Origin of the sequence: Sphingomonas sp. 3P27F8, from assembly GCF_005502745.1 — a bacterium.
Classification (GTDB): Bacteria; Pseudomonadota; Alphaproteobacteria; order Sphingomonadales; family Sphingomonadaceae; genus Sphingomonas.
The window spans coordinates 65,885-84,283 of sequence record NZ_SCNL01000011.1 but is presented as its reverse complement, the minus strand read 5'-3'; the positions used below and the strand labels follow the sequence as shown (position 1 = coordinate 84,283).

At 62.6% G+C, this 18,399-nt stretch carries 14 protein-coding genes; 3 read left to right on the top strand and 11 right to left on the bottom strand.

Annotation, left to right across the window (positions count from 1 at the left end; genetic code table 11):
* Positions 1–40: 40 nt before the first annotated feature.
* From FFS35_RS13580 to FFS35_RS13570, 3 genes are all read right to left on the bottom strand, one after another.
* A complete protein-coding gene (locus FFS35_RS13580) occupies positions 41–754 on the bottom strand; it encodes a hypothetical protein (RefSeq protein ID WP_137787627.1) in 714 nt (237 codons plus the stop codon).
* On the bottom strand, positions 751–1,959 hold the full coding sequence (locus tag FFS35_RS13575) for a toxic anion resistance protein (protein WP_137787626.1): 1,209 nt from the start codon (positions 1,957–1,959) through the stop codon (positions 751–753). The genes FFS35_RS13580 and FFS35_RS13575 overlap by 4 nt, the downstream gene beginning before the upstream one ends.
* Positions 1,960–2,069: 110 nt before the next feature.
* The gene (locus tag FFS35_RS13570; protein ID WP_212742213.1) at positions 2,070–2,585 is read right to left on the bottom strand and encodes a hypothetical protein; all 516 of its coding nucleotides are present in this window, start codon (positions 2,583–2,585) and stop codon (positions 2,070–2,072) included.
* Positions 2,586–2,695: 110 nt separating this feature from the next.
* On the opposite strand from FFS35_RS13570, the gene typA reads away from it, so the two are divergent.
* A complete protein-coding gene (gene typA / locus FFS35_RS13565) occupies positions 2,696–4,519 on the top strand; it encodes a translational GTPase TypA (RefSeq protein WP_137787625.1) in 1,824 nt (607 codons plus the stop codon).
* 127 nt (positions 4,520–4,646) lie between these two features.
* Here the strand turns inward: typA and FFS35_RS13560 are convergent, their stop codons facing one another.
* Complete coding sequence (locus FFS35_RS13560) at positions 4,647–6,983, bottom strand: TonB-dependent receptor (protein ID WP_249341637.1); 2,337 nt, start codon at positions 6,981–6,983, stop codon at positions 4,647–4,649.
* 182 nt (positions 6,984–7,165) lie between these two features.
* Entirely contained in the window at positions 7,166–7,567 is a 402-nt protein-coding gene (locus tag FFS35_RS13555; protein WP_137787623.1) for an EVE domain-containing protein, read from the bottom strand.
* Between the two features lie 132 nt (positions 7,568–7,699).
* Between FFS35_RS13555 and FFS35_RS13550 the strand changes: the two genes are divergently transcribed.
* Both FFS35_RS13550 and FFS35_RS13545 read left to right on the top strand, forming a co-directional pair.
* Positions 7,700–8,071, top strand: coding sequence for a hypothetical protein (locus FFS35_RS13550; protein ID WP_137787622.1), 372 nt, complete (start codon positions 7,700–7,702; stop codon positions 8,069–8,071).
* A gap of 99 nt (positions 8,072–8,170) precedes the next feature.
* Positions 8,171–8,434, top strand: a complete 264-nt coding sequence (locus tag FFS35_RS13545) for a DUF3297 family protein (RefSeq protein ID WP_137787621.1) — start codon at positions 8,171–8,173, stop codon at positions 8,432–8,434.
* Between the two features lie 132 nt (positions 8,435–8,566).
* On the opposite strand, the gene FFS35_RS13540 is transcribed toward FFS35_RS13545, so the two are convergent.
* The 6 genes from FFS35_RS13540 to ligA all read right to left on the bottom strand — a co-directional run bounded on the left by FFS35_RS13540 (position 8,567) and on the right by ligA (position 18,349).
* Positions 8,567–10,423, bottom strand: coding sequence for an ABC-F family ATP-binding cassette domain-containing protein (locus FFS35_RS13540; protein WP_137787620.1), 1,857 nt, complete (start codon positions 10,421–10,423; stop codon positions 8,567–8,569).
* Between the two features lie 62 nt (positions 10,424–10,485).
* Positions 10,486–11,289, bottom strand: coding sequence for a LytTR family DNA-binding domain-containing protein (locus FFS35_RS13535; RefSeq protein WP_137787619.1), 804 nt, complete (start codon positions 11,287–11,289; stop codon positions 10,486–10,488).
* A gap of 84 nt (positions 11,290–11,373) precedes the next feature.
* On the bottom strand, positions 11,374–12,435 hold the full coding sequence (locus FFS35_RS13530; protein WP_137787618.1) for a histidine kinase: 1,062 nt from the start codon (positions 12,433–12,435) through the stop codon (positions 11,374–11,376).
* A 199-nt stretch (positions 12,436–12,634) separates the two neighbouring features.
* Positions 12,635–14,410, bottom strand: a complete 1,776-nt coding sequence (locus FFS35_RS20575) for a TonB-dependent receptor (protein WP_349290329.1) — start codon at positions 14,408–14,410, stop codon at positions 12,635–12,637.
* A 162-nt stretch (positions 14,411–14,572) separates the two neighbouring features.
* On the bottom strand, positions 14,573–16,051 hold the full coding sequence (locus FFS35_RS20570) for a carboxypeptidase regulatory-like domain-containing protein (protein WP_349290328.1): 1,479 nt from the start codon (positions 16,049–16,051) through the stop codon (positions 14,573–14,575).
* A 171-nt stretch (positions 16,052–16,222) separates the two neighbouring features.
* Positions 16,223–18,349, bottom strand: coding sequence for an NAD-dependent DNA ligase LigA (gene ligA / locus FFS35_RS13515; RefSeq protein WP_137787616.1), 2,127 nt, complete (start codon positions 18,347–18,349; stop codon positions 16,223–16,225).
* Positions 18,350–18,399 lie beyond the last annotated feature (50 nt).

Sequence of the window (18,399 nt, the reverse complement as noted above, 5' to 3'; positions counted from 1 at the left end):
CTAGCTAACGAAAATATGTGACGATGTTAAGCGAGTCGGCTTAGGATTCCTCTCCGCGATACTTGATTTCCAGATAACGGCCGCGGGTCGCGAGCGTATCGAGATCGCCCTGCGCCAGCTCCTCCGACATTTGCCCGATCTCGCGCTCGATCAACTCCAATCCGTCAATTAACTGGCGATCGGGCGTCTTCCCGTTGCGCGGTGTAGCACGAAGCGCACGGGGAACGCGCTGGTAGTCGCGAACGAATTCGGGCAATTGTTCGCCTACCAGCCGGCGGATTTCGGCGGTCGCTGGTGTCTCTTCATGGAGCGCGGCCAGCTGCGCGCCCAGCGTATCCAGCCGCACGCCGATCCTGTCCGTAACCAATACCGCGGGCGCGGGAAGGCCGGGCCTTTGAGAATCCAGCCAACGCGCAGTTTGCGTCGGGAGCGCGCGGATATCCGTCTGGCGTAGCCGTTCAGGTGCGATCGGTGCATCGGCCGGCCATACCGCCAGCATCGCCGTCACCGCGAGCAACAGCGCCATCACCGCTGTCGCGCCCATGATGCCGAGCGGAACGATAAGGCCGATCACGAACGCGCCGCTCAGGATCGCTGCGTCGGCGATCGCGATCCGGGTCAACCGCTTGCCGAGCCGCTTCGCGCCAGCGCTGCGGCGACGACGGGTGAGATAGGTGGCGTCGTAGCGCGCGCCCGTGATGCGCTCATAAGCGGCGCGGGCGGCGGCGATCGTCTGATCGGAAGTGTCGCTCACACCGACTCCAGCTTGAAATTATCCTGCGGGGCCGAAACCTGGTTCTGCGCGGCTCCTTCGGCACGAGCGATATAACCCTTTGACTTCTCGACCTCGCGGCCGAGCGTGTCGACGGTCGTTTTCATCGAATCGAGCGCCTTCATCTTGAACGTGTCGATCGCGTCCATCGTGTCATAGATGTTCTGAAACGCTCGCTGGAGGGTTTCGAGCGGGATCGCGGAGGATGCCGCCTGCTCGTGGATGCGCGCGGTGTTCGAACGCAGCAGCTTGCCGGTAGAGTCGATGATGTTCGCGGTGGTGGTATTGAGCTGGGTGATCTGATCCAGCACCAGTTTCTGATTGGTCATCGCCTGCGCGACGGTGACGGCCGTGCGCAGTGCCGATACGGTGGTTGTGGACGCGCGATCGACGCCCTTGATAAGCTCGACGTTGTTCTTCTTGACCAGATCGAGCGCGAGATATCCCTGCACTGTCACCGCCATCTGCGTTAGCAGATCCTGCGTGCGCTGGCGGGCGTAAAACAAGGCGGTTTCGCGAATCGCCTTCGCCTTGGCCGGGTCGGTAGCGTCGAGCTGGTTGGCCTTGTCTTCGAGCCTGCTGTCCATCAGCTTCGATAGGTGGATCATCTGCTCCAGCCGGCCCATCGCCGACCACAGGTTCGCTCGCTCGGTATCGATCGCGGCATTGTCCATCAATAGCTCGTCCTTGCCGGAGGCGAGGCTGCGCAGGATCGAGGATATGTGCGTCTGGCTCGATTTGTAGGTATCAAAATAATTCCGCATCTTATTGCCGAACGGGATGATCCCGAACAGCTTCTGCGGCGCGGTAAGATTGCCTTTTCGGCCTGGATCGAGATCCTCGACTACGCGGCGAAGCTGCGCGAGATCCTTGCCCACGCCGGTTTCTTGATCCATTGCGCGCACAGGGCGATCGAGAAACCGGTTTGACTGGCCGGCCGCGTCGCGGATCTCCTTTGCTCCCATTGCGGTAATAGCATCGACACGCTTGCCGAATTCGGGCGAGTTCGCATCCTGCGCCACCAGTTGATCGACGAAATGATCGACCCGCTCCTCGAGCTTCGATTTGGTGCCGTCATCGACCGGGACGAGGCCGGCCGCCTGCGCGGTCGCGACCGTCGGTACGGGATCGGGCGGCGTCAGCTTCAGCGCAGGCTCTGCGTTGGTCGTCTCGGGTGTCGTCGCCATCTTTTCCTCCAGCGGTGCAAGAGCATGGCCTGCCTGCGCACCGCATTCAACTGTATTGCATATGTAACACGCTTGTGGATCGGTTCAACGATAACGACGAAGCACTGAAATTATTTCGGGACAGGCGATATCATCACGTCCAACGCAGCCGCGTCGCTCCCGGCGATCTGAAGCAGGTAGCGCCCCGGCTTCAGATCGAAATCCACCATCTTGCGGATGCCGCTGCATGCGGGGCCGTGGCTGTGCGCCACGGATGGCAGCGATTTGCCGTCCCGGACCACATCCACCCAGGCAGATCCGCCCAGCGCGACGCGATAGCGCCCGGCCTTCGTGGCGAAAAATCCTAGCAATCCGCCGTTGGCGCCTCCTTGGGGGAGCTTGGCCGGCGGGACGGCGTAATTGACCTGCGCCACGGGAAACAGCCCGGTCAGCGCGCGCGATCCTGTCGGGATCAGCGCCTTCGTCGTGTCGCGCGGGCGCAGTACGCTGGCGATCTGGATGGTGCGCGACCATCCCGACATGCCCGCGGGCGGAGCAGCGGGACCGGGGCAGGCGACGGAGTTGTTCACCGCAACCGGCGCGCCTTGCGCGAGCACCAAGAGTAACGGCAGAAGCGAGCTTGGCATCTTCGGGCTCTCCATGAAACAGTCATTCGCGCTGGGTCTAGCCGCAATGCAGCAGATGCGCTATCGGCGCGCACAACGCCGCGTGCTTTGCGGCCATTCCAGGAATTACGATGAATCTGCGCAATATCGCCATCATCGCGCACGTCGATCATGGCAAAACCACCCTTGTGGACCAGCTTTTCCGCCAGTCTGGCACGTTTCGAGACAATCAGCGCGTCGAGGAGCGCGCGATGGATTCGAACGATCTGGAAAAGGAACGTGGCATCACGATCCTTGCGAAGCCCACCTCGATCGACTGGGAGGGGATCCGTATCAACATCGTTGATACGCCCGGACACGCCGATTTCGGCGGCGAGGTGGAGCGCATCCTGTCGATGGTCGATGGCGTGATCCTGCTGGTCGATTCGGCCGAGGGGGCGATGCCGCAGACGAAGTTCGTAACCGGCAAGGCGCTGGCGCTTGGTCTCCGCCCGATCGTTGTGGTCAACAAGGTCGACCGCAGCGACGCGCGCATCCAGGAAGTGCTCGACGAAGTCTTCGATCTGTTCGTGACGCTGGACGCGACCGACGAGCAGCTTGATTTTCCCGTGCTCTATGCCTCGGGCCGCAACGGCTACGCCTCCACTGACATGCATGCCCGTGAAGGCACGCTGACCCCGATGTTCGAGACCATCGTCAGCCACGTCCCACCGCCCAACCTTGACGAGAACGCACCTTTCACGTTCCTGGTGACGTTGCTCGATCGCGACAATTTCCTCGGTCGGATCCTTACCGGCAGGGTGAATTCGGGCACGGTGAAGCTCAATCAGCCGATCCATGCGCTCGATAACGATGGCAAGATCGTTGAAACGGGTCGTGCATCCAAGATCATGTCGTTCCGCGGTCTTGATCGCGTGCCGGTTGACGAGGCGAGGGCTGGCGACATTATCTCGATGGCCGGCCTGACTGTTGCAACCGTTTCCAATACGATCGCCGATACCAGCGTATCCGAACCGCTCCATGCGCAGCCGATCGATCCGCCGACCCTGTCAATGCGCTTCGCGGTGAACGATTCGCCGATGGCGGGGCGCGAGGGCAGCAAGGTGACGTCGCGGATGATCCGTGATCGCCTGTTTCGTGAAGCGGAGTCGAACGTCGCGATCAAGGTGACCGAGGCCGCCGACCGCGACAGCTACGAAGTCGCCGGGCGCGGGGAGCTTCAGCTTGGCGTGCTGATCGAGACGATGCGACGCGAAGGCTTCGAGCTCGGCATCAGCCGCCCGCGGGTGCTGTTCAGCGAGGATGAGGCCGGCAACAAGACCGAGCCGTACGAGATCGTCATCATCGACGTGGACGACGAATATTCGGGCACGGTCGTCGAGAAAATGAACCTGCGCAAAGCCGAGATGACCGACATGCGCCCGTCGGGTGGTGGCAAGACCCGTATCACCTTCTCCGCCCCGTCGCGCGGGATGATCGGCTATCACGGCGAGTTCCTGTCGGACACGCGTGGAACAGGCATCATGAACCGGCTGTTTGAGAAATATGGTCCGCACAGGGGGAAGATCGAGGGCCGCAAGAACGGCGTGCTTATCTCGAACGGCGCCGGTGAGGCCAATTCCTATGCCCTCGGCCCGCTTGAGGAGCGCGGCATTCTCTTCGTCGGCCATGGCGAGGCGCTTTATGAAGGCATGATCATCGGCGAGAACGCCAAGACGGATGACCTCGAGGTCAATCCCATGAAGGCGAAGCAGCTCACCAACTTCCGCGCTAGCGGCGGCAAGGACGATGCGATCCGCCTGACCCCGCCGAAGAAGATGACGCTCGAACAGGCCATCGCCTATATCGACGATGACGAGATGGTGGAGGTGACGCCCAAGTCGATCCGCCTGCGCAAGCGGCACCTCGATCCGCACGAGCGCAAGCGTGCGTCGCGTGCCAAACAGGCGGCCTGACGGTTCGGCTTCGGCCGGAACAGCGGATTAGAAAAAGGGCGGGTTGGCTGATGCCATCCCGCCCTTTTCGTTTTGCCGGGCCAATCAAACCGGGGCGGGTCGCTCGGCGATCCGCCCCGGCTGACGATCAGTTGAACTTGCCTGATACCGAGACGCCGATGACGCGCGGCTCGTTGAATACCGCGGCCATATAATTTTCGATAACACCCTTGAGGTTTTGCTCGTTGGTGACGTTGCGCGCGAACGCGGCGATCTCATACTTCTTGTCCGGCGTGGTGAAGCCAGCCTTCAGACCGAGTTCGAGATTGCCGTTCGAATAGAATTCCCTCGTCCGGTAAAGCACGAAATTCGTGTAGCCTTGTACGTTGGCGTCGGCTCCCACGAAGAAGTTGCCGCCATTGCCGAGCGGGATGTCATACCGCACCGCGCCGTCGATATTGAACGTCGGGGCATTGGGGAGCGGGTTGCCGTTGATCGAGGCGAAATAGGTCGTGCCCGTGCCGCTGCCCTTTGTGAAGGCGATCGGGTTGAGCACCGTGCAGACCATTACGCCGTTGAGGCTGCAAACCTGCGCATAGGCGTTGGGATCCTTGATCTTGGAATGCAGCGCGCTGCCGCCCAGGGTGAAGGTGATGTTGCGGATCGGCCGCCACTCCGCCTCCGCCTCGATGCCATAGGCATTCGCATGATTGGCATTGAACAACACGCCCGATCCGTTGCTGTCGTTACCGTTCAGCTGGATATTCTTGACGGTGTAGGCAAAGGCGGTGGCGTTGAAGCGCAGGTTGGACGTTGGCTGCGATTTGAAGCCCGCTTCGTACGACATGATCGTCTCTGAATCAGCGGTGGTGAACGGCGAGTTGAATACCGCCGAACGCCCCTGGATCGTCGGGCCACGGAAACCGCGTGCCACTCGGGCATAAAGGTTAACGGACGGATCGATCGCGTACAGCGCCGAGATGTCCCAGCTCGGTTCCTTGCCGACAAGCCGCACATCAGTCGGCGCGGTCGGGTTGAACCGCTTGAACTGGTCAACCGTCCCGGTCGGGTCGAACACGGGCTTGATCAGGGCGGTGCGTTTGCGATCCTCTGTGTAACGCGCGCCGGCGGTCAGCGTCAGCTTGTCGATCGTATAGCTGGCCTGACCGAACACCGCCCATGACGTGTTAACGTCGCGCAGACGGACCCAGTTGTTCGGGTTGTTGGCGGGTGGCGTAAGGAAATAGGTCCGCTGGTAGAAGTCGGTAATGTCGCGACTGTCGAAGTAGAAGCCGCCGAACTGCCATTTGAAGGGCGAGTTGCCACTGGAGGCGAGTCGCAATTCCTGCGTCCACTGGTCCAGCCCGCGCAGATAACCTTCACTCTGCCCAAAGCCGTTGGGGTTGCCGTTGAACGGATAGTTCGCGGCAGCGCCGCCGTCCGTATCGCCACGGCTATAGCCCGAGGAGTGCTCATAGGCGGTTATCGAGGTCAGCGTCGCGCCGCCGAAATTCCACGCTGCGCGAACGGAGGCGCCCTGCGTCTTGTAGGCCTGCGGATTGTTCGCGGCTTCGTCATAGGAAACCACATCGCGCGGCTCGGCCTGGACGTTGTTCGAGCCCTTCCTGAGCGCGGCGCGGTGGAACAGGGTCGACGTGCCGTCATAGTCGCGGACATGGCCCGAGACATCGACCGAGAAACTGTCGGACGGGGTGAACAGCAATTGAAGGCGGGCGTTGCGGTCGTTGAAGCCGCCCATCACATCCTTGCCGCCCTTGGTGCCGTCCGCGCTGGAGCCGGTGTAGTTGTTGCTGACCCAGTTGTCGCGGTGCTGCCATAGGCCAGAGACGCGGAAGGCGAGCTTGTCCGCGATAATCGGCCCGCCGAGGCCCACGTCCGCCGAAACCGTGTTGTACGTGCCCCATGAGGCGGAGCCCCGACCTTCCCAGTCCATCGTCGGCTTGTTCGTGTCGAACTTGATGATGCCGGCGGTTGTATTGCGGCCGAACAGCGAGCCCTGCGGGCCGCGCAACACTTCGACCTGCGCCACGTCGTAGACCGGGTTGGACTTCAGCACGACGTGCTCCAGCACCACATCGTCCTGGATGATCGATACCGGTTGCGATGCGCCGAGGTAGAAATCGACGTTGCCGAGGCCGCGGATGTAGAAGCGCGGGAAGATCCGGCCGGTCGTCGTCTCGATATAAAGGCTGGGTACGCGGCCAGAGAGCGCCAGGATGTCTTCGCCGGCGGACTGAAAGGTCCGCAGGTCCGTGCCGCTGACGGCGGCCACGGAGACCGGTACGCGCTGAAGGTTTTCGCTGCGTCGCTCGGCCGTGACGACGATGTCGCTCAATCCCTCGCTATCCGAGGCGGCAGGGGCGACGTTATCGACGGCCTGGGCATTCGCGGGAGTGGCGAAAATGGCAAGGCCGGCGGTCACGCCCGCGAGCAGCGCGGGGCGAAAACGGTGACGAATGGACACGGTGGTTCCCTCTTTGATTATGTTTCCCGGGTGGATCGGGAGACGGGGGTCGTGGCCATGCCCACTCCCGGTAGGGCATTTGGTCGCGCTCATCCGACTCGTGCTGGTGTCCGCCCGTTGAGCCCGCCGCTAGGCTCGTATTGTGTCCGAATGATGAAAAACCGATGGCGCCGGGCGAGTGATTACCGCGCCGCCATCGCGATGATCGTAGACCATTCCTTATCCCCGACGGGAGATACGGACAGCCGCGACTGCCGAAGCATCGGCAATGCCGCGAGCGCGGGCTCAGCTTTCATGGCGGCGAGCGATACAGGGGCGGGGAGGGGGGCGAGCGGCTTGATAGCGACCGACACCCAATGGCCTTCGTCTCCATCCTTGCGAGGGCCGCGCGTCACCTCCGCGATGCCGACCGCCGCCTTATCCTTGCCGCTGTGATAGACCAGCGCCTTATCACCCGGCTGCATCGAGCGAAGGTGCGCGGCAGCGGCGTTATTGCGCACGCCATCCCATTCGGTGCCCCCGTCTCGAACCAGATCGTTCCACGCGTAACTGTCAGGCTCGGATTTCAGCAGCCAATTTGCCATCGTCGCGCACCTAAACCGTTGGTGAATACCTTATTCCGGCCCCATTCAGCCCGACTCGCGTAGCAAACGCAACACGGTCGCACCATCGTGCGTTGGTCAGGCGGACCGATGTAAAGAGTATGGAGGTTCGAGATGAACAGCTTTCTGAAAAAGGCAGGACTCGGCGCCGCGCTGGCCGCGACGGCGTCGGTTTCTGCGGCACCGGCGGATGCGCAGCGCTGGGGCGGCGGCTGGGGCGGTTATCATCGCTACCATGGTGGCGGCAATGCAGCGGGTGCGGCGCTTGTCGGCGGCATCGTTGGCCTGGGCATCGGAGCCGCGATCGCTTCCAATAACCGGCCGGGCTATTATTACGATCGTGGCTATTATGATCGTGGCTATTACGCGCCGCCGCCGCGCGCCTATTATTATGACGATTATCGTCCATATTATCCGCGCTGCTGGACCAGCTATCGCTTCGATCCTTACTGGGGTCGCGATGTGCCGGTACGCGTCTGTCGTTGATCGGCGCAGTCTGACGAGGTCACGCAGGAACGGCGCGGGTTAAGGCCCGCGCCGTTTTTGCATTGGTTGTCGCGCAATGATCCGCTAAGCGGCCCGCCCATGAGCGATACTCCCCCCGACCACCTTTCGATCGATCCCCGCAGCCCGCATTTCCTTCAGGAGGCGCTTGAACGTGGCGTCGGCATCCGTTTCAAGGGTGTAGAGCGCAAGGATGTCGAGGAATATTCGATTTCCGAAGGCTGGGTCCGCGTCGCGCTGGGAAAGAAGGTCGATCGACACGGCCGTCCCCTGACTATCAAGCTCTCAGGGCCGGTCGAGGCCTGGTTCGAGCGCCCGGCGGAACCCGGCGGCGACGAAGCCTGATCTGAGCACGCGTGCCGCGAGCGCGACGAGCGGGCAATCCCGGCGCGGCGCAAAACGGCGCACAGGCTCGTTATCACCAGGAAGCAAAAGTCCTTGGGGTACGCCCGATAAACTGATCCGTCGAAACGCTGCCTAGGCGGCCTCGAGTGCCTCGCTTGCCTCCAGCCAGCGCGCCTCGGCGGCGTCAATTCGTTCGGTGAGCTCGGCGCGTCGCCGCATCAACTCGGTCATCGTCAGTTTGGCCAGCGCGGCATCGGCGCCGGAGGGATCGAACATCGCGTGATCGATCGCCGAGCGCTGAGCGGTAAGTTTGCCCAGCTCCGTCTCCGCATCCGTGGCCGCCTTGCGGAGCGCTTTTGCCGCCTCGCGCTTTTCCGCTGCGGCGCGGCGCTCGTCCTTCCGGTTAGCTTTCGCGCTTTCCGTCTTTGGCTCCTTCGCCAGCACGAGCGATACATAATCGTCGAGGCTTCCATCGAATTCGGTCGCCGTGCCGCCATCGACCAGCACAAGCCGGTCAGCAGTAAGCTCCACCATGTGACGATCGTGGCTGACGATCAGGACGGCGCCTTTATAGCCGGCGAGCGCCTGCACCAGCGCCTCGCGAGCATCAACGTCCAAGTGGTTGGTGGGCTCGTCCAAGATCAGCAGATGTGGCGCATCGCGGGTTATAAGCGCCAGCGCGAGGCGCGCCTTTTCGCCGCCCGACATCTTGCCCACCTTGCCCGTCGCGCGGTCGCCAGAGAATCCGAACCGGCCAAGCTGTGCGCGCACGGCAGCGGGTGTCGCGTTGCGCATCACCCGGGTCATATGCGCGAGCGGGGTGTCGTCGGCGTCCAGTTCCTCCACCTGGTATTGGGTGAAATAGCCCACCTTCATCCGCGCGGAGGCGGCCATGTCGCCTTCCATCGGCGTCAATTGCGCCGCGATCAGGCGGGCAAGAGTCGTCTTGCCGTTGCCGTTGCGGCCGAGCAACGCGATACGGTCATCGGGATCGAGCCGCAGGCTCAGCCGCTTCAATATCGGGGTCTCGCCATAGCCGACGGCGGCGTGATCGAGCGTGATGAGCGGCGGTCGCAGCGGCTCGGGATCGGGGAAGTCAAACGACAAGGTGGGATCGTTCGCGACCTCCGCGATCGGCTGAAGCTTCGCCAGCATCTTGGCGCGGCTTTGCGCCTGTTTGGCGGTAGAGGCACGCGCGGAATTGCGGGCGATATAATCCTGCAGTTTTTCGCGCTGCACTTCCTGATTGGCGCGTGCTGCCGCAAGCTGCGCCATCCGCTCGGCCCGCTGGCGCTCGAATGCATCATAGCCGCCAGGGTAGAGCGTCGTCTTGCCACCCTGCAGATGCAGGATGTGATCGACGACATTGTTCAGGAAATCACGCTCGTGGCTGACTACAACGATCGTCGCGCGATAGGATTTGAGGAAATCCTCCAGCCACATCACCGCCTCCAGATCGAGATGGTTCGATGGCTCGTCCAGCAGAAGAAGGTCAGGCTGGGAGAATAGCAACGCAGCCAGCGCCACGCGCATTCGCCAGCCACCTGAGAAGCTGTCAAGCGGTCGTCCCTGGGCTGCTTCGTCGAAGCCGAGGCCTACCAGAATGCGAGCCGCTCGGGCCGGAGCGGCATGGGCGTCAATCGCAATCAACCGTTCGTGGATTTCGCCGATGCGGTCGGGATCAGTCGCCGTATCCGCCTCATCCATCAGCGCGGCGCGCTCGGTGTCGGCGGCCAGCACCGCCTCGAACGGCGTCGCTTGCCCGGCGGGCGCCTCCTGCGCGATATAGCCGACGCGCGCGCCGCGCGGCATGTCTATCGAGCCGGCATCGGGATCGAGCATGCCGGCGATCGCCTTTACCAGCGTCGATTTCCCGGCGCCGTTACGGCCGATCAGACCGACACGGCTCCCAGGCGGCAGCGAGGCGCTGGCGCCGTCGAGGATCGCGCGCCCGCCGAGACGGACGGTGATTGCGTTGAGAGTGAGCATGCGCGCGCGCCTAGCAGAGCAGGTGCGATCCCGCCAGCAAGCGCGCGCACATCAGGAAGAACTCAATGAACGAAGCGGGCCACCACGTCGCGATAAGAGCGGCTAACCTTTACCTGAGACCCGGACTCGAGGACGAGGAAGCATTCCCCGTTTGTGTGCGGCCTCACCTGCTTGACCAGATCAAGGTTGACGATGGTCGAGCGGTGAACGCGCTGGAAACGTCGCGGATCGAGGCGCTTTTCCAGATCCTTCATCGTTTCGCGCAGCACCAGCGAATTGTCCCCGGTCTTGATGACCATATAGTCCCCGGCGGCTTCGATCAGTTCGATCGTATCGACATCGACGCGGAATATCTGCCCGCGATCCTTGATGTTGATAAGCTTTTCAAAACGGTTGGCATTGACGTGATCGGCATCGTCGCTGGCCATTTCCGCGGCAGCTTCCGGCGCATGCTCCGCCAGAGCTTCCTTTAGCTTCTCGCTTTCCTCCGCGCCTTTCTTTTCGGCGATGCGCTGGCGCACGCGATCGAGCGTGTCGGCCAGACGCGCCTCCTCGACCGGTTTCATAAGATAATCCACCGCCTGCGCCTCGAACGCGCGCAGCGCGTGATCCGAATAGGCGGTCACGAACACGAACAGCGGCGGTTCCACCTCCATCAGACCTTGGACGACGGAAAAACCATCGAAACCGGGCATCTGGATATCGAGAAAGACCAGGTCGGGCTTGTGGGTCTTGATAGCGCTGATCGCCTCGCGACCGTTCTGGCACTTGGCGATGATCTCAACATCATCGTGCGCCTGAAGTCGCAGTTCCAGTCCCTGGATCGCCAAGGGCTCGTCGTCGACCAATATGGTGCGGATGGTCATTTTCCTGGTATTCTCCAAAACGTCCGTCGCGCCCAATTCACTCGTTTCGGCGCGACGCCTTTATTTCTCCACACCCCTGTTGACTCACTCAAGCTGGAACGGGATCTCGATATCTACCCCGAACCCACCCAGCGGCATGGCCTGGATCTCGAAACGATGATCCGCCCCATAGGCCTGCGCCAGACGTTCTCTGATATTGGCGATGCCGACGCCGGTTGAAAGGCTTGGTCGATTTTTAGTTCCCTGCAAGCCCGGCCCGGTATCGGATACGGTGATCTGCACGCGATCCCCGGCGAGCCGCGCCGTTATACGAATTTCGGCGCCTTCCTCCTGCGGCGTGACTGCATATTTGATCGCATTTTCGACCAGCGGCTGCAGTAGCAGCGAGGGCAGATGAGCCTTTTCGGCGGCCGGATCGATATCGAATTTCGGCTGCAGCCGATCCTCGAAGCGCATCTTCTCGATCTCGAGATAGAGCTTCAGCGTTTCGACCTCCTGCGCAAGCGTGACATGTGCTGTCGGCTCGTTGGCCAGCGTATAGCGCAGGAACGAAGCGAGGCGCGAGAGCATCGCGTTGGCACGCTCGGTCTGTTTCAGCAGTACGAGCGTGGAGATCGAATTGAGCGTGTTGAACAAAAAATGCGGGTTGAGCTGGTAACGCAGCATCGCTAGCTGAGCCGACGACGCCTGGGTTTCCAGATGCTGCATCTGATCGATCTGTTCCTCGACGATCAGATAAAAATTGATCCCGAAATACAGCGCCGACCAGCCGGCCAGCACCGTGAAATTGAGGAACAGCGCGCCGATCAGGAGCTTAACATCGATGCCCGGCGCGGCGAACTTGATGAAGCTGAACGAAAAAGTGTCGAGCAGCGAATACAGGAAGGTCGCCGCGCCCAGCGTCAGAAGCGAAAGGATGATGCCGGCGAGGCGGGGGAAGCTGCGGTAATAGCCGTAGAGCGTCGAGAGAAGCAGGGTGATGCAATAGCCGACGATCGTCTCGACGATGTTGGTGACGACACCTTGCAGCGTGAAACCGTTCGAGATGCTCGATACGGTGCGCAGGATCAGATAGCCCGACCAGCCCGCCGCCTGAAGAAACCAGAAGGCCCGCGCCTTGTCCTCAAAGAAGGGGCGCGCGAACATCGTCGGGGTGCGCACGATCGTTGCGGGAAACCGGGCCGGAACGGTTGCGCCGGGCGCGGGCGTTTGCGTGGTGCCCGGGGCGGATAGGGTGCTCGCCATCGCCGTAGCCTTACACGCCCCGCCGCCAGGGTGCAAAACAAGAGGGCCGCCGTTTCCCGGAAGAAACGACGGCCCCGAAGGCGTTACGAACCGAGGACGCTTAGAAGGTGAAGCGCGCGCCGATGCGGATCGTGTACAGCGATGGACGCGAGGAGATCACATTCTGCTGATCCGGCGTCACGCTTGGTGAGCTGTAGCGATATTGTGTGCAGGCCTGCGAGGTGGTGCCCGTCACCTGCGCCGCAGTGGGCGCTGTGCCCGTTGCGACGGCAGTCTGCAAGCATTGCACCCGCACCGCCGGGATCGTGTACGGGAACGAATATTCGCGAACCTGGCCCCAGTTCTTGTTGAGCAGGTTCGTGAAATTCTCGATGTCCGCGAACAGCATGATGCGGCTGTTGCCGAAGCCGGTCGGCACTTCCTGCGACAGATGCAGATCGACGCGGGTGAACCATGGCGAATTGAAGCCGTTCCGCGGCGCGATCTTGCCGCGATACTTTCCGAGCCCCGTGCTTTTGATAAGATTGTCGAGATAGGTCTGCGTGGTCGCGCTATCGTATGACACGAGCGCGTCTGTCGTGGAGGTGGGCACATAGAGCAGGTAACGGCTGCCCGTCCCGACGTTGCCGAAGATCGCGCTGCGACCGGAGGAGATATCCTGCATCGTATAGCTGTAAGGCTTGCCGATGCGGGTTTCGCCGAAGATCGAGAACACCGTCTTGTAATCACCGAAGAAGGCGTGATCGAACGTCACGTTATACTTGATGAAGTGACGAACTTCGTCGTTCGAAACGCCGTAGGCCGCGCCGCTTGCGTCGAAGAAAGCGCCGTTGCCGTAGTTCGAGCCTGCGGTCGAGGATGTCGCCGGCGTCGCATCCTTGACGTTCTGGTAGGTGTAGCTCGCCCCGATATTTACGCCGATATCGAAGTTCTTCTCGAACCGCGCCACCGCGATGTAGCCACGACCCTTGCTGGTATTGGTCAGCAGGATATCCTGGTTCGTATCGGCAAACGTGGTGAGTGAGGCGTAGCGTGTGCGACCGTCCGGGGTGGTAAGCGCGGTCGGGACCGAACGAATGTCGGTGAAATACACCTGGTCGCGAACCTTGGAATACAGCAGGTCCGCGCCGAAGTGCCAACCACCGCCCAGGAACCCGCCCAGATCGCTGTCGTAATCCGCCGACAAGGTCGCGCGCCACTGCGACGGCAGCTTGAAGTTCGGTGCCAGCGCATTGGTAGGCGCGGTGGCCGACGAGCTGCCGCCCGCCAGAACGGTGTTAGCGGCCGACGGGATTGTCGTTCCGTTCACACCGGTCAGGATCGCGCTGCCGGTCGCGTTGGCCGCCGCGCCGGTCTGGCCGGGCACGATATAGCTCGTTCCGTTGTTGTTCTGTCGAACATCGATGCTGTTCGACAGGAAACCGGTGTTCGAGAAGCTGTTGGACACATAAACGTCCGGCGAGCCGCCCGAGAAAATGCCTACGCCGCCGCGCACGGTGACGCCCGTCGCCGGCTTGAAATCGAAGCCGATACGCGGCTGGAACACGCCGCGGCCCGAGATATATGCGGTGTTCGGGAAGCCGAAGCGGCTCACGAAATTGGTGTTGAGCGCCGGACGGCTGTCACCGGCGTACAGATCATAACGCGCGCCATATGACAGCGTGAAAATGTCGCTGACACGCCAGATGTCCTGCACGCCAAAAGCGAGCGACTGATATTTGAACTGCGCGGCAGCATAGGCCGGGTTCAGGCTGGGGACAGCGTTCGTGTAGCGCAGGCGCTGCGCATTGCCGGCCTGGAGATCGGCGATCGAGTCAAAGTAATAATCGCCCGCCGAGCGCTGTACGAAAAGATTGAAGATCGACGTGCTCTGCACTTCGCTGAAGATGCGCAGATCATGATCGTTCCTGGTGAGGCGTGCCTGGACAAGACCGCCCCAGGTCTTGCTGGTCAGCTGGTTCGACTGGCGCGAGATATCGGGGCCAAACGAAACCGTTCCGTAACCCGGCTGACAATTGGTGGACAGGTCGTTGCCCGTTCAGCTGCTGCTGGGATTGGTGGAGCCAGCGCCGAAGTTTCCGCGATCGGATGTCGGTGCAGTACACACCTGGAACTGGCCGAAGCCGCGACCCAGGATCGGATCCTGGCCGCGCTTATAGTCCTTGTAGAATGCGCGAACCTCGGTCGAGAACTCATCGCTCCAGTCCGAGTTCAGCTGGAACACGCCTGTGTGGAGGCGATTGGACGCGATATAGCCGTTGGATTCGAGCCCAAGACCCGGCTGATTGGCAGTGGCGGAGGCCGGCCCGACGTTCGTGTTATTGCCGAACTGGATCGAGTCCTTGGTGTAGATATAGGTCAACGAAGCGCGCTGGCGATCGGACAGGTTGGCGTCGATCTTCGCGACGAGGCGGTCGTCGGAATCCTTTGAATTGTTCAGAATTCCGCCGGTGTTATATCCATATTTCGACTGCGCGATCTGCTGGATCTGCTGCACCTGCGCGTCGGTGATGTTCGGGATCACCGTGCCGGCGTTGTTGCTAGGGGTGCCCTCAGCGATCGGCGTGCCAGCGCGGATGCGCTCGCCAGCGACCATGAAGAACAGCTTGTCCTTGATGATCGGGCCGGAGATTTCGGCGCCATAATTCTCGTATTTGAACTTCGGCAGCGTGACGACACCGGTCGGGACGCCGGGGCCGGCCTTGGTCTTGGTGCCGGTCAGACCGTCGGACGAGCGGGCATAGAAGCCGGTGCCGTGGAATTCGTTGGTGCCGGATTTGAGGATCGCATTGATCGCGCCGCCCTGGAAATTGCCCTCGCGCACGTCATAGGGCGCAACCTTGGTCTGGAACTGCCCGATTGCGTCCAGCGGAACCGGCGAACGGCGCGTGGGCAGGCCGTCCGGATTGATGCCGAAGTTGTCGGTGACGGGAACACCATCGACCGAGAAACGGTTGAAGCGTGCATTCTGACCCGCGAAGCTTACGGCGCGGCCATTGCCATCCGAATAGTCGAGGCGCGCGAACGGATCGCGACGCATCAGATCGCGGATGTCGCGATTGACCGAGGCCACCGACGCGATCTGTGCGGCGGAAAGGACGGTCGCCGGGCCTTGGCTCACGGTGCGTGCGTTCGGCAGGCGCGACGCGGTCACGACGACATCGGCGGTGGAGTCCGCGCCCGCGGCGGGAGCCAGCTCGATCGGCAGATCATATGCCTGAGCCACGACGGTGAAGATGTCGGTCACGCTCGTCTGCGGATAGCCGCTGGCCTTCACGGTGACCGTGAAAGGTCCGCCGACGCGCAGGCCCGACGCGTTGAAGCTGCCGCCGGCGTCGGTGTTGGTCGAAGCGGTCGTGCCGGACGGTACGTTCACGATCGTCACGGTCGCGCCGGCCACCGGCGCGCCATTCGCGGTGACCGTGCCGCGAATCGTCGACGTGGTTTCCTGCGCTGTCGCCGCAATCGGCATGATGAGCGCAGCCGCAGCTACGCCCAGAAACAGGTTATTACGCATCTTTTCTTCCCCTTTGAGCTTTCTGCTCAGGTTCCCGGCGGTATCCCTGACCGTCCGCCGAGCCCGTGCCCCCGCATTATTAAGCTAAAATGACAGCCGCGAGTCGATTCCGGTTTTATGACCGACTCGCTTTTCCATCCGTTGCAAAAAAGCGACACTCACCTCGCCGCATCATCCCGCCGCCGCGACGATCGCCTGCCACGCGGCCTCGTCCACGACGCGGATGCCCAGCTCGGCGGCTTTCTTCGCCTTTGATCCGGCGCCCGGGCCGGCGACGACCAGATCCGTCTTGGACGACACCGATGCCGCGACGCGCGCGCCGAGCGATTCGGCCTGCGCCTTCGCCTCGTCGCGGCTCATCGTTTCGAGCGTGCCGGTGAATACGACGGTCTTGCCGGAAACTTCCGAGGCGCGCGTTTCGTGGACGACGTCCGCCGGCGTCACCTGGGTGAGCAAATCCGCGACCGCGGCATCATTCTGCGCTTCGGCGAAAAAGTCGATCAACGCGAGCGCCACTTCCGGCCCGACCTGCTTCGTGTCCGCGATCAGCGCGAGTTCCCTGGCGGTACGCTGAAGCAATTTGTCGTCGCTCTCGCCGATCGCCTGAAGCATCGCATCCCGCTTATCGATGCCGGTCTGCACCATCGCGCGGAACGCCGGCCAGCTTCGCCAGCGCCGTGCAAGGTCTCGCGCGGTCACCTCGCCGATATGGCGGATACCGAGCGCGAACAGCAAGCGATCGAGCGGCGGATTGCGCTTCGCGTCGATCGCCGCGATCAGGTTGCGCGCGGACACTTCCGCCCAGCGCTCGCGCGCGAGCAACTGCCCTTCGGTCAGGCGGAAGATATCCGCCGGGCGCGCGATCAGGCCGTCGGCGAAGAAACTCTCGATATTGGTGATGCCCAGCCCTTCGATATCGAGCGCGTGGCGCGAGGCGAAATGTCTCAGCCGCTCGACCTGTTGCGCCGGGCATACGAGGCCGCCGGAACAGCGCCAGTCTACCTCGCCCGGCTCGCGCACCGCTTCAGACCCGCATTCCGGGCAATGCGTGGGGAAGGGCCACGGCGCACGCCCTTCGGCGCGGGAGAGATTCTCGACGATCTGCGGGATCACATCGCCGGCGCGCTGCACGACAACGCGATCACCAGGATGCGCATCCAGCCGCGCAATCTCGTCAGCGTTATGCAGCGTCGCATTCGAGACGACGACGCCGCCAACGGTGACCGGGGTAAGCCGCGCGACCGGCGTGAGCTTGCCGGTGCGGCCAACCTGGATATCGATCGCCTCAAGCGTGGTCTGCGCGCGTTCGGCGGGAAACTTGTGCGCGATCGCCCAGCGCGGCGCGCGTGCGACGAAACCGAGCCGCTCCTGCCAGTCGAGCCGATCGATCTTGTAGACCACGCCGTCGATGTCGAAGGGGAGATCCGCGCGCCTCGCCTCGATCGCGCGATAATGTGCGAGAGCCTCGGCGATATCATTCACGCGAGCCAAGGCATCGGCGACCGGTATTCCCCAGCCGCGGATCGCCTCGATCACGTCGAACTGCGTTCCGCCGGGCAAGGCCGACGTCTCGCCCCAGCCGTGCGCGAGGAATCGCAGCGGCCGGCTGGCGGTGACGGCGGCGTCCTTCTGGCGCAGCGAGCCGGCGGCGGCGTTGCGCGGGTTTGCGAACTGCCGCGCGTCCTTGCCGCTTTCCACCGCCTCGGCCGCGAGCCTCGCGTTGAGCGCGGTGAAATCGGCCTTGGCCATATAGACCTCCCCGCGCACTTCGAAGATATCCGGCGCATCGGCCGGCAAGATCTTGGGGATATCGCCGATGGTCGCGACATTGGCGGTCACGTCTTCGCCGGTAGTGCCATCGCCGCGGGTCAGTGCCTGCGTGAGCCGACGTTTTTCGTAGCGTAGCGAGCAGGACAGGCCATCGATCTTCGGTTCCGCAGTCAGCGCGACAGGCGCGTCTTCGGGCAGCCGCAGGAAGCGGCGGACGCGGGCGACGAATTCCTCCACTTCCTCGTCGGCAAAGGCATTGTCGAGGCTGGTCATCGGCCTCGCATGCTGCACCTTGGCGAGATGCGAGGCGGGTGCGGCGCCGACGGCGCGGGACGGCGAATCAGCGCGGACCAGATGCGGGAAGGCCGCCTCGATCGCGTTGTTAAGCTGCACCAGCGCATCATAGTCCGCGTCGGCGATCTCCGGCGCGTCCTCCGTGTGGTAGCGGCGATTGTGATAGGCGATTTCGCGTGCCAGCCGCTCCAGCTCGGCGGCGGCATCCGGGTCGTTCGAGGGGAGGGCGCTCATGCCCGTCCTCTAGCCCGTTCACCCCGCGCTTGCGAAGAGTGAACGGGCCG

Excerpts from the sequence above, each read along its gene's own strand:
- FFS35_RS13575 (WP_137787626.1), bottom strand. The coding sequence starts at position 1,959 with ATGGCGACGACACCCGAGACGACCAACGCAGAGCCTGCGCTGAAGCTG.
- FFS35_RS13570 (WP_212742213.1), bottom strand. The coding sequence starts at position 2,585 with ATGCCAAGCTCGCTTCTGCCGTTACTCTTGGTGCTCGCGCAAGGCGCG.
- typA (WP_137787625.1), top strand. The coding sequence starts at position 2,696 with ATGAATCTGCGCAATATCGCCATCATCGCGCACGTCGATCATGGCAAA.
- FFS35_RS13555 (WP_137787623.1), bottom strand. The coding sequence starts at position 7,567 with ATGGCAAATTGGCTGCTGAAATCCGAGCCTGACAGTTACGCGTGGAAC.
- FFS35_RS13550 (WP_137787622.1), top strand. The coding sequence starts at position 7,700 with ATGAACAGCTTTCTGAAAAAGGCAGGACTCGGCGCCGCGCTGGCCGCG.
- FFS35_RS13545 (WP_137787621.1), top strand. The coding sequence starts at position 8,171 with ATGAGCGATACTCCCCCCGACCACCTTTCGATCGATCCCCGCAGCCCG.
- FFS35_RS13540 (WP_137787620.1), bottom strand. The coding sequence starts at position 10,423 with ATGCTCACTCTCAACGCAATCACCGTCCGTCTCGGCGGGCGCGCGATC.
- FFS35_RS13535 (WP_137787619.1), bottom strand. The coding sequence starts at position 11,289 with ATGACCATCCGCACCATATTGGTCGACGACGAGCCCTTGGCGATCCAG.
- FFS35_RS13530 (WP_137787618.1), bottom strand. The coding sequence starts at position 12,435 with ATGTTCGCGCGCCCCTTCTTTGAGGACAAGGCGCGGGCCTTCTGGTTT.
- FFS35_RS20570 (WP_349290328.1), bottom strand. The coding sequence starts at position 16,051 with ATGCGTAATAACCTGTTTCTGGGCGTAGCTGCGGCTGCGCTCATCATG.
- ligA (WP_137787616.1), bottom strand. The coding sequence starts at position 18,349 with ATGAGCGCCCTCCCCTCGAACGACCCGGATGCCGCCGCCGAGCTGGAG.